Origin of the sequence: Comamonas sediminis (genome assembly GCF_041107495.1) — a bacterium.
In the GTDB taxonomy this organism is placed as follows: domain Bacteria; phylum Pseudomonadota; class Gammaproteobacteria; order Burkholderiales; family Burkholderiaceae_C; genus Comamonas; species Comamonas sediminis.
This window is the reverse complement of the sequence record NZ_JBGBDC010000008.1, coordinates 110,241-123,005: the sequence shown is the minus strand read 5'-3', so window position 1 is coordinate 123,005 and position 12,765 is coordinate 110,241. Positions and strand designations below refer to the sequence as shown.

12 protein-coding genes are annotated in these 12,765 nt (G+C 66.1%); 5 read left to right on the top strand and 7 right to left on the bottom strand.

From position 1 onward, the window contains the following. Positions 1–11: 11 nt before the first annotated feature. Together AB7A72_RS18390 and AB7A72_RS18385 are read right to left on the bottom strand one after the other, a co-directional pair. Entirely contained in the window at positions 12–1,073 is a 1,062-nt protein-coding gene (locus AB7A72_RS18390) for a purine-nucleoside phosphorylase (RefSeq protein WP_369460774.1), read from the bottom strand. A gap of 32 nt (positions 1,074–1,105) precedes the next feature. Beyond that, positions 1,106–2,095 carry a LysR family transcriptional regulator gene (locus AB7A72_RS18385; protein ID WP_369460773.1) on the bottom strand — a complete coding sequence of 330 codons (990 nt, stop codon included), beginning with the start codon at positions 2,093–2,095 and terminating at the stop codon, positions 1,106–1,108. A 167-nt stretch (positions 2,096–2,262) separates the two neighbouring features. Between AB7A72_RS18385 and lysA the strand changes: the two genes are divergently transcribed. Beyond that, positions 2,263–3,513 (top strand): diaminopimelate decarboxylase, encoded by a 1,251-nt coding sequence (lysA, locus tag AB7A72_RS18380; RefSeq protein ID WP_312452903.1) that lies wholly within the window; start codon positions 2,263–2,265, stop codon positions 3,511–3,513. On the opposite strand, the gene AB7A72_RS18375 is transcribed toward lysA, so the two are convergent. Beyond that, a complete protein-coding gene (locus AB7A72_RS18375) occupies positions 3,514–4,923 on the bottom strand; it encodes an aminotransferase-like domain-containing protein (RefSeq protein WP_369460772.1) in 1,410 nt (469 codons plus the stop codon). It lies immediately after the preceding gene. Between the two features lie 148 nt (positions 4,924–5,071). Here AB7A72_RS18375 and AB7A72_RS18370 point away from each other — a divergent pair, with 148 nt between their 5' ends. The 3 genes from AB7A72_RS18370 (at position 5,072) to AB7A72_RS18360 (ending at position 8,992) form a co-directional block, all read left to right on the top strand. Then, positions 5,072–6,358: a hydroxymethylglutaryl-CoA reductase, degradative gene (locus AB7A72_RS18370; RefSeq protein WP_369460771.1), complete on the top strand. Its 1,287-nt coding sequence runs from the start codon at positions 5,072–5,074 to the stop codon at positions 6,356–6,358. Positions 6,359–6,715: 357 nt separating this feature from the next. Then, complete coding sequence (locus AB7A72_RS18365; protein ID WP_312412930.1) at positions 6,716–7,903, top strand: DUF11 domain-containing protein; 1,188 nt, start codon at positions 6,716–6,718, stop codon at positions 7,901–7,903. Positions 7,904–8,101: 198 nt separating this feature from the next. Then, a complete protein-coding gene (locus tag AB7A72_RS18360; protein ID WP_239809237.1) occupies positions 8,102–8,992 on the top strand; it encodes an NAD(P)-dependent oxidoreductase in 891 nt (296 codons plus the stop codon). An 18-nt stretch (positions 8,993–9,010) separates the two neighbouring features. Here AB7A72_RS18360 and AB7A72_RS18355 read toward each other — a convergent pair whose 3' ends face one another. From AB7A72_RS18355 to AB7A72_RS18340, 4 genes are all read right to left on the bottom strand, one after another. Beyond that, positions 9,011–10,012, bottom strand: coding sequence for an NAD(P)H-dependent glycerol-3-phosphate dehydrogenase (locus tag AB7A72_RS18355; RefSeq protein ID WP_239809238.1), 1,002 nt, complete (start codon positions 10,010–10,012; stop codon positions 9,011–9,013). A gap of 120 nt (positions 10,013–10,132) precedes the next feature. Then, on the bottom strand, positions 10,133–10,594 hold the full coding sequence (secB, locus tag AB7A72_RS18350; protein ID WP_116924716.1) for a protein-export chaperone SecB: 462 nt from the start codon (positions 10,592–10,594) through the stop codon (positions 10,133–10,135). A gap of 161 nt (positions 10,595–10,755) precedes the next feature. Continuing rightward, a complete protein-coding gene (grxC, locus tag AB7A72_RS18345) occupies positions 10,756–11,013 on the bottom strand; it encodes a glutaredoxin 3 (RefSeq protein ID WP_312412904.1) in 258 nt (85 codons plus the stop codon). A gap of 86 nt (positions 11,014–11,099) precedes the next feature. Then, the gene (locus AB7A72_RS18340; protein WP_312412899.1) at positions 11,100–11,507 is read right to left on the bottom strand and encodes a rhodanese-like domain-containing protein; all 408 of its coding nucleotides are present in this window, start codon (positions 11,505–11,507) and stop codon (positions 11,100–11,102) included. A gap of 294 nt (positions 11,508–11,801) precedes the next feature. Between AB7A72_RS18340 and gpmA the strand changes: the two genes are divergently transcribed. Further along, positions 11,802–12,542, top strand: coding sequence for a 2,3-diphosphoglycerate-dependent phosphoglycerate mutase (gpmA, locus tag AB7A72_RS18335; protein ID WP_239809241.1), 741 nt, complete (start codon positions 11,802–11,804; stop codon positions 12,540–12,542). Positions 12,543–12,765 lie beyond the last annotated feature (223 nt).

The window sequence follows — 12,765 nt, the reverse complement described above, 5'->3', positions numbered from 1 at the left end:
AGCGGTTCAGCTCAGCGCTGTGCCGGCACGCCATCCTTCCACTGCGGCCAGTTCTTGACGACCGTGTCGACAAAGACGCCGCCCACGGCTGCCACATTGGCCACCGTTTCGGCAAAGCCGCCTGCGGTTTCGCCGGGCTTGGGGTCCAGGTGGGCCTGGGTCGTTTCCTGCGGGTTGCCCTGGTCAAAATTGACCGAGCCGCGCAGGCTCAGAATACGGTCGGTCCCATGGCTGCGCTGGAGCACCAGCGCAATGGCGGCGGCCTCCATCTCGGTGGCGACATAGTCGTCCGCACCATAGAGCTTGGCGATGTACTGCGCCTCCCTGGACAGGCCCGGGCCGTGGAAGAAGGTATCGCCGGTCATATGCGTGCCCACATGCACGCTGGGCGCCTGGCGGGCGGCGGCATCGGGGTAGCGCATGCGGTAGCGCTGGGCCGATTCGCTGTCCTGCAGCGGCACGGCGCGGGTCATCGCATAGGCGGCCTGGGTCAAGGCCGGATTCAGCGCAAAGCGGCGGTAGTCCTCATAGCCCTTGCGCGGCATGAACACCGGCGCGCCGGCCTGGCCCTCTTCCGGCGCCCAGCGGTGGCCCAGGTCGTAGTCGACCAGCCAGCTGCCCCAGGTCACATCGCCAATGGTGCCGCGCGATGGCGGGGTGCCGGCCACGCCGCTGATCACATAGTAGGCCTGGTCAAAGTTGAACTGCGGGTTCAGCACGATGGCCTGGATCGAGGCCGAGGCATTGACCTTGCCCATGCCCAGCACGCTGCCGCACACGCCATCGGCATTGCAGAACACCGGCCCCAGCGCGCCCGGCACCTGGATCGGTTGGGCATCGCGGAAATAGCGCTCATACCAGTGCTGGAACTCGCCGGCCCGGTCGCCGGTATTGGCACCGATCTCGAACATGGCCGCAACGAACACCTTGACCTGGACCGGAGGCGCAGCCTGGGCCACTTGGGCCGTCCTGGGCGGCTGGCTGCCGGTGCTGGCGCAACCGGACAGCAGCGCCAGCAACAGCGCGCTGGCGCACAGCGGCCGGGCGAGAGAGCGAAGCGGGGCACGGGACATGGGGTATTTCTCCTGATCAGACCACCGGTATCTCAGCGCGATCCGGCGTGCTGCGCATTGTAGGTCGGCAGCTGGGCCGCCGCCTGGCCCAGCGCTGTCACCAAGGCATCGACCTCCGGGACCGCCGCCCGGTGCAGCGGCAGCAGCACCTGGGTGCGGAATGGAATCGAAAAGGCCAGTGGCCGCTGCACCAGGCCCTGGCCCATGCAGGCCTGCGCGGTGAACGGGTTCACGATCGCCAGGCCCAGCCCGTTTTGCACCATCGCGCAGACCGCCACGGCGCTGTGCGTCTCCAGCAGCATCTGCCGGCCCACGCCGGCATCGGCAAACACCTGGTCGATCTGGGTGCGGTAGGGGTCACCCTCGGCCAGGCTGATAAAGGCCTGGCCCGCAAAGTCAGCGGGCTGCAAGGCGCGCTTGCGCGCCAGCGGGTGGCCGGCGGGCAGGACCGCCACCTCGTCCAATGCCGGCAAGGCCATGGCACGCGTGCCAGCCGGTGCCTCGCCGTGCTCGGTCAGGCCCAGGTCATAGCGCTGGGCGGCCATCCACTGCTGCAACAGCGGGGCCTCCTGCGTGGCGACGCTGACTGCGACCGGCCCCTGCGCCTGCTGCATCCGCGCCAGCGCCGCCGGCAGCAGCGCATGGCTGAGTGCGGGCATGCTCAGCACGCTGATGCGCGCCGCTTGGGGGCGCGACAGTGCTACTGCCCGGTCGATGACCCGGTCCAGCCCCTGCCAGCTGCGCTGCACTTCTTCCCACAGCGCCAACGCGCGTGCATTGGGCCGCAGCCTGCCTTGCACCCTCTCAAACAGCGGGTAGCCGAGCAGCTGCTCCATGCGCGCCAGATCGCGGCTCACCGTGGGCTGGGAGCTGAACAGCAGGCCTGCCGCGCCGGTCACCCCGCCCGCCAGCATGACGGCGCGGAACACCTCGATATGGCGGTGCTGCAGCCGGGTCGCTGATGGGCTGGGCTCCTGGGATGGATCGGAAGCGGACGGAGCGGGGCTGGGCGAACGGGGCATGGCGAGGTGGCACGACGACAAAGACATATCCATTATGAATGACATGCCGATAAATAAGCATTAGACCAAATACCTCACCCCGGGCACACTGGGCAGCTGATTTCTCCCATCCCCCCTATCCCCCGATTCCCCGTTTCCCTGATTCCACGCCGTCCGGCATACCGACTATGAGCAACCCCTTTACCCCCGATCTGCTGTGGCAGCTGGCCGATGACTTCAACACCCCGCTGTGGGTGTATGACGCGGACACCATCCGCCAGCGCATCGCACAGCTGCAGGCTTTTGATACGGTGCGCTTTGCCCAAAAGGCCTGCTCCAACATCCATGTGCTGCAGCTGATGCGTGCGCAAGGCGTCAAGGTCGATGCGGTCTCGCGCGGCGAAGTGCTGCGCGCGCTGGCGGCCGGCTACCAGGGCGGTTTTGGCGAGCCGTCCGACATCGTGTTCACCGCTGATGTGATGGACGAGGCCACCCTGGCCACCGTGGTCGAGCACAAAATCCCCGTCAATGCCGGCTCCATCGACATGCTGCACCAGCTGGGCCAGGCATCGCCCGGCCATGCGGTCTGGCTGCGCATCAACCCCGGCTTCGGCCATGGCCACAGCAACAAGACCAATACCGGCGGCGAGCACAGCAAGCACGGCATTTGGCACAGCGACCTGACGATGGCGCTGGCAGTCATCGCCGAGCGCGGCCTGCAGCTGGTGGGTCTGCACATGCACATCGGCTCGGGCGTGGACTACGGCCACCTGCAGGAAGTCTGCGGCGCGATGGTGCAGCTGGTGCAGCGCACCCACGCGGCCGGCCACCGCCTGCAGGCCATCTCGGCCGGCGGCGGCCTGTCCATCCCCTACAAGGAGGGCGATGCCACCATCGACACCCAGCACTACTTTGGCCTCTGGGATGCGGCGCGCAAGCAGGCCGAGGCGCTGGTGGGCCACCACCTGGGGCTGGAGCTGGAGCCGGGCCGCTATCTGGTGGCCGAATCGGGCGTACTGCTGGGCACGGTGCGCGCCACCAAGGATGCCGGCAGCAACCACTTTGTGCTGGTCGATACCGGCTTCAACGAGCTGATGCGCCCGTCGATGTACGGCAGCTACCACGGCATGCATGTGCAGCGCCGTGGCGTCGGTGTGCTGCCTGCGCAGGGCGAAGCCGTCGTCGCCGGCCCGCTGTGTGAATCGGGCGATGTCTTCACCCAGGGCGAGTCCGGCGTGGTGCTGCCCCGTCCGCTCGGTAATGCGCAGGTGGGCGATCTGCTGGTGATCCACGACACCGGTGCCTACGGCGCCTCGATGTCCAGCAACTACAACAGCCGCCCGCTGGCCGCCGAGGTGCTGGTCGAAGACGGCAAGGCGCGTCTCATCCGCCGCCGCCAGACCGTCGAAGAACTGCTGGCGCTGGAACTCGGCCTCTGATCAGCGCGGCGCCGCGCGCCATTGCGCCACCGCCGCGTCCAGGCGCGGCGATTGCATGGCGCCGACATTGCAGCGTGACCAGCGCGATACCAGGCTGCTATCGAGGCTGAACACCCGGCCCGGCGCCATCGTCACCTGCCGGGCCAGCAACTCGCTGGCCAGTTGGGCCGAATCCTCGCAACCGGGGAAGGCCGCCCACAGGTAGAGCGACTGCGCGCTGCGCGCAAACACCTCGCAACCCTGGCGGTCCATCCAGTCCAGCGCCTGCGCCGTGGCCTGGCCCAGGCGCCCGCGCAGGCGCACCAGGTGCCGCTCATACTGGCCCTCGCGCAGCATCACATCGACCATGCGCTCGCAGTACTCCGAGCCGCTCACATGGATGAGGCTGCGCAGATCGGCCAGGTCGCTGGCCAGATCGGGGTGGCAGGCGATGAAACCCACCCGCAGCGCCGCAGAGAATGACTTGGAAAAGCTGCCGATGTAGATCGTGCGCGCCAGCTGGTCCAGCACCGACAGGCGCGTGGCCTTGGTCGGTTTGAAATCGGCCAGCGGGTCGTTTTCAACGACCAGCATCTGCTGCTGGCCCGCCAGTTGCAGGATGCGGTAGGCCTTGGCGGCACTCAGGTCCGAACCCGTCGGGTTGTGCGCCAGCGATTGGGTGAAGAACAGCCGCGGGCGCTCGGTCTGCAGCAGGCGCTCGAGCGCCTGCACATCGGGGCCATCGGGCTGGCGCGGCACGCCCAGCACCCGCGCGCCAGCGAGCTTGAGCTTGCCAAACAGCAGGTAGTAGCCGGGGTCGTCCACCAGCACGGTGGTGCCGGGTGTCACCCAGTGGCGGATGACCAGGTCGAGCGCGTCATTGGCGCCCTGGGTCAGCAGCAGCTGCTGGGAGGTCACGCTCAGGCCGAACATGCCCAGCTTGCGCACCAGGCTGTCGCGCAAGGGCGCATAGCCCATGCGGCTGCCGTAGCGGAACAGCGCACCCAGCCCTGTGCGCACCACCTTCTGGTGGTAGCGGTCCAGGCGCATATCGGCCAGCCAGCCGATGGGCGGAAAACCATCGCCCAGCGCCAGCGCGTCGGGCTGGGTCTTGAGTTGCTCGCGCATCAGCCAGACCACATCCATCGCGCGCTGCAGTGGCGCGCTGTCATCGCCTGCAGGCACGGCCACCACCGGCCGCTGGTCCAGCACATAAAAGCCCGAGCCGCGCCGCGCCTCAACCAGGCCGCGCGATACCAGCAACTCAAAGGCCGCCACCACGGTGTTCTTCGCATAGCCATGCAGCTGCGCCAGCGCGCGCAAGGAGGGCAGCTTGTCACCGGCGCGCAGCACGCCGCCCGCAATCTGCCGGCCTAGCATGGCGGCCAGGTTTTCCGCAATCGAGGCCTTGCGGCCAGAGGGGGTGGGCATAGGTGCTCCAAGGCGAAAAAAACCGGGGCCGCGATGCTGCGTTGCAGAAGCACTGTCCCGGCAAACTGTACCTGTCTATAGCGGTACAGTTTAGATAGATTGCGGGCTGGACCTATCGCATCCCCCTTAAAAATTACCAGGAGACACCATGGCCACCGATTCCCGCCTGCCGCAGTTCCGCGCCCTCAGCCCCGCCCAGCGCTGGGACGTCATCGCCAAGGCCTGCCAGCTGAGCGACGAAGACCGCGCACTGCTGACCGAGCCCGGTGCCCTGCCCTCCAGCGTGGCCGACGGCATGATCGAAAACGTGATCGGCACCTTTGAGCTGCCGCTGGGCGTGGCCGGCAACTTCCAGGTCAATGGCCGCGATGTGCTGGTGCCGCTGGCCGTCGAAGAGCCCTCGATCATCGCCGCAGCCTCGTACATGGCCAAGCTGGCGCGCGAGGACGGGGGGTTTCAGACCTCCAGCACCCAGCCGCTGATGCGCGCCCAGGTGCAGATCGTCGGCATCCAGGACCCCTATGGCGTGCGGCTGGCGCTGTACCAGGCGCGTGCCCAGATCCTGGAGCTGGCCAACAGCCGCGACAAGGTGCTGATCGGCCTGGGCGGCGGCTGCAAGGACATCGAGGTCCATGTGTTCCCCGATTCACCCCGTGGCCCCATGGTGGTCATGCACCTGATCGTCGATGTGCGCGATGCGATGGGCGCCAACACCGTCAACACCATGGCCGAGTCGGTCTCGCCGCTGGTCGAGCAGATCACCGGCGGCTCGGTGCGGCTGCGCATTCTGTCCAACCTGGCCGATCTGCGCCTGGCCCGCGCCCGCGTGCGCCTGACGCCCCAGACCCTGAAGACCGCCGAGCGCAGCGGCGAGGAAATCATCGAAGGCGTGCTCGATGCCTACACCTTTGCCGCCATCGACCCCTACCGCGCCGCAACCCACAACAAGGGCATCATGAACGGCATCGACCCGGTCATCGTTGCCACCGGCAACGACTGGCGTGCGGTGGAGGCCGGCGCCCATGCCTACGCCAGCCGCCACGGGCGCTACACCTCGCTCACCACCTGGGAGAAAGACGGAACCGGCGCGCTGGTCGGCACCATTGAGCTGCCGATGCCGGTGGGCCTGGTCGGTGGCGCCACCAAGACCCATCCGCTGGCCCGCCTGGCGCTGAAGATCATGGACGTCAAATCTGCCCAGGAGCTGGGCGAGATCGCTGCCGCCGTGGGCCTGGCGCAGAATCTGGGCGCCTTGCGCGCGCTGGCCACCGAAGGCATCCAGCGCGGCCACATGGCCTTGCATGCGCGCAATATCGCGCTGGTGGCAGGGGCCGTCGGTGCAGAGGTTGACCAGGTCGCCAAGCGCCTGGCCGCCGAGAACGATGTGCGCACCGACCGTGCGCTGGAAGTGCTGGCCGAGCTGCGCCAGCGCTGAGACCGTGGAGCGCGGGGCGCCGCTTGCTCCGCGCCGCAATTCACAGTCGCTTTCCATGCACACATCTGCATCGTGCGGAAATACATACAGCTTGATGCAAGTTAAGCCGCTGCTGCGAAGCGGGGGAGACAAACGGCTTCGCATGCAGACACAGGGCCAGCCGGCGTGCGGGCAGGGATCAGCGGGTATTCACTTGTATTCCACAACAATCGGCTAGCAACGTTGTAAACATCTTGCGTAGCTGAGCGGTGATTTACATACAAATACAGTTCTTAATATTATTGGTATTTTTTATTGAATCCATTTTTGCAATACAAATAAACTCAAACCCTCCCTTCGACTGTAGAAAGAGTTCATATGTTTGCAAAATGGATGGCTACGGCCGCCACCTTGTTGGCCTGCCAATGGGTGAGCGCGCAGCCTGTTCCCTATATTCCGACGTTCAGCTGCCAATCGAGCAATGCCATCCTGAACACCGGTTATGACTTTGAAGCGGGGGCGCTGGTCCCCAACGGCGGCGAGGACCTGCAGTGGTGGGTGTCATCCAGCCAGTCGGATCCGACGGGCGCCCTCGGCCCCAGCCCCACGGCGGTTTGGAAACCCACCACCGTCCCCAACACTGCGGCGATACCTGCCGACTGGGTGTCGGGCAGCGCCCTGGGTGGCCAGACCAACTGGATCTCGCCGCTGGCCAACGCCACGACCCGCCCTCGCCCCTATCCGTTCAACCCGCTGGTCACCAACTACTACCGCATGCAGTTCAACTTGCCTGCCGGCATTCCGCCGAGCGCGCTGAAGCTGAGCATGGACTACTATGCCGATGACGGCATGCTCGGCGTGTCCATCAACGGTGTTTTCCAACCGCTGCCCATCGGGAGCTACGCCCCTGGCACTGGCGGGACGGCCCCGCTCAACGGCCAGTGGGTCACCGGTCTCAACACGCTGATCTTCTCCGTGGTCGATGGTGGCTGGGGATCGGGCTTGCTGGCGCACCTGAAGTCAGACAGCCTGATGTGCGAAACCTCATTGACCATTCAGAAGACCATCGACAAGCCCAGCTACACCCCCGGACAGACGGCGAACTACACGATCACCGTGCGCAACCCGGGCCCCTCCGATGCCAGCCTGGTGACGCTCAGCAACGAGATGCCCACGGCCCTGAGCGAAGCAGCCTGGTCCTGCAGCGCAGCCAACGGTGCGGTCTGCCCCGGCGATCTGGGCAACGCACCTTTCAGCTTTGACCTGCCTCCAGGCGGCGAGCTGGTATTTGGCCTCTCCGGCACGGTGGCCGCATCGGGCAGCCTGGCGAGCGTCGCCACCATCGAGCCCGGCCCGGGTGCGATCTGCGACGCCAGCACAGGCTGCACGGCCACGGCAGAGGCCGAGATCACCACCGAAGTCATCCCGCTGGATCCAGAGCCCCAGCCCACCCCGGAAAAGGTGCCCACCCTTGGCAACTGGGCGATGGCAATCCTGTCGGCGCTGACGATCGCGCTGGTGTGGACCCAGGCTCGCAGGCGCCAGCGGGGCCGCCCACAACGCTGATAGCGGGCCACCCCGCCGCCGCCAGGCCTCGTACTGCCCCGCAGGTGGTACGAGGCTTGTGTCTGTCTGGTCTGGCACAGAGGGACGCGGCAGCCGGTCGCCAAGTTGACTGCGGCCACGCATGCGGCCGCCATGGCCCAAAGGCCTTGCGGTACGCTCGGGACATCGCTTACTTGTGCACATCGCCAGGAGATTTCCATGCCATCGCAAACTGCCCAGCCGGTCGTCGGCCTGATTGGGGTCGGCCTGATGGGCCACGGCATTGCCCGCAACGTCGCGGCCAAAGGCTTTCAACTCTATGTGCTGGAGCACCCCGGCAACCAGCCGCTGACGGAGCTGCTGAGCCTGGGCACCCGCACCTGCCAGACCCCGGCCGAGCTGGCCGGCCACTGCGACGTCGTCATCCTCTGCGTGACCGGCTCGCCCCAGGTCGAAGCCGTGCTGACCGGCGCGCAGGGCCTGCTGTCGGCCTTGCGCCCCGGCACCGTCGTGATCGATTGCTCGACCGCCGTGCCCGCATCGACGGTGCGCATGGCGCAGGCGGTGCAGGCTGCGGGCGGCCAGTTCATCGATGCGCCGATGACCAAGACCTCCAAGCAGGCGCACGACGGCCAGCTCAATCTGCTGGTCGGCGGCGATGCCGCCGTGCTGGCCCAGGTGCAGCCGGTGCTGGCCACCTTCACCAGCCAGGTGACCCATGTGGGTGCGCTGGGCGACGGCCACCGCATGAAACTGCTGCACAACTTTGTCTCGGTGGGCCAGATGAGCCTGCTGGCCGAGGCCACCGCCTGCGCGCGCAAGCAGGGCATGGACATGCAGGCCTTCCACAGCGTGCTGGCCGCAGGGGGCGGCGCAGGTGTGGCGCTGGACCGTCTGCAGTCCTACATCCTGGCGGACGACCCCTCGGGCATTGCGTTCTCGATCGCCAACGCGGCCAAGGATTTGAGCTACTACGCGACGATGGCCCACGATGCCGAAGCCGCGAGCCTGATTGCCGATGCGGCCGCCACGACCTTGCAGAACCAGGTCGAGGCCCGGCATGGCGATGCGATGCTGCCGGCGCTGATCGGACTGTTGGCCAAGTCCTGAAGAGCAGTCCGGGAGTTTTTATTCGGCGCGGGGCTCGCGCCCCATCAGCGCCTGCACCACATCGGGGGCCGACAGGCTGCCATCGAGCAAGGCGACGACGGCGGCCGTGATCGGCATCTCCACGCCCAGCTTCTGCGCGCGCTGCAGCACCGTGCGGGCACTGTACACCCCTTCGGCCACATGGCCGAGCGACTGCACCGCCTGCTCCAGGCTCTGGCCCTGGGCCAGCAACAGGCCGATCTTGCGGTTGCGCGACAGATCCCCTGTGGCCGTCAGCACCAGATCGCCCAGGCCCGACAGACCCATGAAGGTATCGGTGTGCGCGCCCAGCGCCACGCCCAGGCGCGTCATCTCGGCCAAACCGCGCGTCACCAGGGCGGCGCGGGCATTCAGACCCAAATTCAGGCCATCGCAGAGGCCGGTGGCAATCGCCAGCACGTTCTTGACGGCGCCACCGACTTCGACCCCGCTGATGTCCTCATTGGCATAGACGCGCAGGTTGTCGCCATGGAAGGCCGCGACCAGCGCATCGCGCACATCGGCATGGCGGCTGGCTGCCACCAAGGCCGTGGGCTGGTGCTGGGCCACCTCCTGCGCAAAGCTGGGGCCGCTCAGCACGCCGGCATGCAGCGCGGGTGCCACCTGGGCGCAGACCTCATTGCCCAGCAAGCCATGGCTGCCGGCGGGCGCGCCCGGGGGCACGGCTTCAAAACCCTTGCTGAGCCAGGCCACCGGCACCTGGCAATCGCGCAGCATCGTCAGGCCGCCGCGCAACGCCGCCATCGGCGTGCCCAGCACAATCAGCTCGGCCTGGGCCACCAGAGGCTGCAGATCGCCGCTGGTTACATGCAGAGCATCGGGCAAGCGGATGCCTGGCAAATAGCGCTGGTTCTCGCGGCTGGTTTGCAGCTGGCGGGCCTGCTGAGTGTCGCGGGCCCACAACTGCACGCTGTGGCGTGCGGCCGCATGCATGGCCAACGCCGTTCCCCAGGCCCCCGCCCCCATCACCAAGATCTTCATAGCCACCCCCTCTTACATCAACTCAAATGCTGGCGCTGCCTGCGGCCGGCTCCCCGGCAGATACAACAAAGGCCTTGCAACCTAGACTGCAAGGCCCTTGCGTTGTCAACACAGCGGCAATTACTGGGCCAGTGCGGCACCGGCGCCAGCGCCATTGGCCTGGGCTTGTTGCTGCTCGTACATGGCCTGGAAGTTGATTTCCGCCAGGTGCACAGGCGGGAAGCCGGCGCGGGTCACGATGTCTGCGACGTTGCCGCGCAGGTAAGGGTAGACGATCTGCGGGCAGGCCACACCGATCACAGCACCCATCTGGTCGTCAGGAATGCCACGGATCTCGAAGATACCGGCTTGCTTGGCTTCCACCAGGAACACGGTCTTGTCTTCGATCTTGGTCTGCACGGTGGCGGTCACGGCCACTTCGAAAATGCCATCGGCCACAGGGGTGGCTTCCACACCCAGCTGGATGTCCACGCTGGGCTGGGTCTGCTCCAGCAGAATGGCTGGCGAGTTGGGCTGCTCCAGCGACGCGTCCTTCAGGTACACGCGTTGAATTTGGAACACGGGATTTTCTTGATCCGCCATGGTTGTCTGTCTTTCGCTAGAAAAAGGAATGGAGTGCAGCTGCGATGCCGCCCGTTGTGTGCGCCCCTCGCATGCAGCCTGCCATTATGCAATGGCAAATTGACAGTGCCGGCAAGCGCCCGCTCCGGCCCGGAGGGGCATGCACGAGGCAGTGAAAGGTCTCAGGATTGCAGCAGTGGCACGAGACCACCACGCTGGTCCAGTGCTATCAGGTCGTCACAGCCGCCCACGTGGGTGTCGCCAATGAAGATTTGCGGCACGGTGCGCCGGCCGGTGGTCTCCATCATCACCGCACGCTGCGCTGGATCGCTGTCGATGCGGATCTCTTCAATCTGCGCGACCCCCTTGGCTTGCAGCACCTGCTTGGCACGCGTGCAATAAGGGCAGTAGGCGGTGGTGTACATCTTTACAGCTTGCATGAGAGTGTCCTGGAGCCCGGCGCCCGGGAGGGCGCTGACCCGTCAATGGTGTCTAAAGGCCGTAGATGGGGCCAAAATGTGCGAAATCAAGCCTTCTTCAGCGGCATGCTGGCGGCGCGCCAGCCTTTCATGCCACCGGCCAGCGCCTGCACATTGGTGTAGCCCAGCTTCTTGGCCACGGCCACGGCCCGCTGCGAGCGCTGGCCCTGTGCGCAGACCAGAATCAGCGGCAAGGCCTTGTTCTTGACGACGGCGGGTAGCTGGGCTTCGAGCTGGTCCAGCGGTACATTCTTGGCATTGCTGATGTGGCCGGCGCTGAATTCCTGCGCATCCGACACGTCGACCACGACGGCCTTCTCACGGTTGATCAGCGCCACCGCGTTGGCAGGGCTGAGCGTGCCTCCGCCCATGTTCTTCATGGCGGGCATCATCAGCATCGCGCCCGAGCCCAGTACCAGCACGATCAGATACCAGTTGTCGATCAGAAAGTTCACACAAGTCCCTTGTCAAAAATGCTCAAACAGCCTCGCATTCTAAAAGCGCGGCCATGCCGCTGCGCGATAAAAGCCTTTGATGCCCTGGAATGTCACCGCCGAAGGCCTGCGCAGGTTTCTGGCCGCGCTGAATGCGGCTTCTGGCCATTCGGGACCGCCAAGCTGTGCAGGCGCCGTGGGATTTAGGCCTGCCTCTACAATCGGCGCCATTGTGAATGCAGCGGGATCCCCAGGCCCTGTGGCGCCACCGGCCCGCGACACGTACCGCTTTTTTGACTATTGCACGAGGATTGCATGTACAAGCTTGTCCTGATTCGCCATGGTGAATCGACCTGGAACCTGGAAAACCGCTTCACCGGCTGGACCGATGTGGACCTGACCGACACCGGCGTGGCGCAAGCCAAGCAAGCCGGCCAGCTGCTCAAGGCAGAAGGCTATGACTTCGATGTGGCCTACACCAGCGTGCTCAAACGCGCGATCCGCACCTTGTGGCACACCCTCGACGAGATGGACCGCACCTGGCTGCCGGTGCAAAAGTGCTGGCAGCTCAATGAGCGCCACTACGGCGCGCTGCAGGGCTTGAACAAGGCGGAAACCGCGAAGAAGTTTGGCGACGAGCAAGTGCTGGTCTGGCGCCGCAGCTATGACACGCCCCCGCCTGCACTGGAATCCGCCGATCCGCGCAGCGAAAAGGCCGACCGCCGCTATGCCGGCGCTGCCGACCAGGTGCCACTGACTGAATGCCTCAAGGACACCGTCGAGCGCGTCGTGCCTTTCTGGAACGAAGCGATTGCACCGGCCATCCAGCGGGGCGAGCGTGTGGTGATTGCCGCCCACGGCAACTCCATCCGTGCGCTGGTCAAGTACCTCGATGGCGTCTCCGACAGCGACATCGTGAACCTGAACATCCCCAACGGCATTCCGCTGGTCTATGAGCTGGACGCCAACCTGAAGCCGCTGCGCCATTACTACCTGGGTGACGCCGAAGCCGCTGCCAAGGCCGCCGCTGCGGTCGCCTCCCAAGGCAAGGCCTGAACGCCGGGCGGCCCGCCGCCCACCTGCGGGCCTGCCGGGCTGCGGGGAACTCTGCGCTGCAAGCGGTAATCCGAGTCAGGCGGCTGCGCACTGGCGATGACAGCGGCCTGCCCCATGGCAAGGCCGCTGCGCCAGATCCCTACAGGCTCTTGGGCAGCGTTGAACCGCCCGAAGGCGTACCGCTACTGGCGGTGTCAGCGCCAGCCGCTTGCCGGTGCCAGTA

What these genes read in the sequence shown, in the direction of transcription:
- AB7A72_RS18390 (WP_369460774.1), bottom strand. Translation starts at nt 1,073, where the DNA reads ATGTCCCGTGCCCCGCTTCGCTCTCTCGCCCGGCCGCTGTGCGCCAGC.
- AB7A72_RS18385 (WP_369460773.1), bottom strand. Translation starts at nt 2,095, where the DNA reads ATGCCCCGTTCGCCCAGCCCCGCTCCGTCCGCTTCCGATCCATCCCAG.
- lysA (WP_312452903.1), top strand. Translation starts at nt 2,263, where the DNA reads ATGAGCAACCCCTTTACCCCCGATCTGCTGTGGCAGCTGGCCGATGAC.
- AB7A72_RS18375 (WP_369460772.1), bottom strand. Translation starts at nt 4,923, where the DNA reads ATGCCCACCCCCTCTGGCCGCAAGGCCTCGATTGCGGAAAACCTGGCC.
- AB7A72_RS18370 (WP_369460771.1), top strand. Translation starts at nt 5,072, where the DNA reads ATGGCCACCGATTCCCGCCTGCCGCAGTTCCGCGCCCTCAGCCCCGCC.
- AB7A72_RS18365 (WP_312412930.1), top strand. Translation starts at nt 6,716, where the DNA reads ATGTTTGCAAAATGGATGGCTACGGCCGCCACCTTGTTGGCCTGCCAA.
- AB7A72_RS18360 (WP_239809237.1), top strand. Translation starts at nt 8,102, where the DNA reads ATGCCATCGCAAACTGCCCAGCCGGTCGTCGGCCTGATTGGGGTCGGC.
- AB7A72_RS18355 (WP_239809238.1), bottom strand. Translation starts at nt 10,012, where the DNA reads ATGAAGATCTTGGTGATGGGGGCGGGGGCCTGGGGAACGGCGTTGGCC.
- secB (WP_116924716.1), bottom strand. Translation starts at nt 10,594, where the DNA reads ATGGCGGATCAAGAAAATCCCGTGTTCCAAATTCAACGCGTGTACCTG.
- grxC (WP_312412904.1), bottom strand. Translation starts at nt 11,013, where the DNA reads ATGCAAGCTGTAAAGATGTACACCACCGCCTACTGCCCTTATTGCACG.
- gpmA (WP_239809241.1), top strand. Translation starts at nt 11,802, where the DNA reads ATGTACAAGCTTGTCCTGATTCGCCATGGTGAATCGACCTGGAACCTG.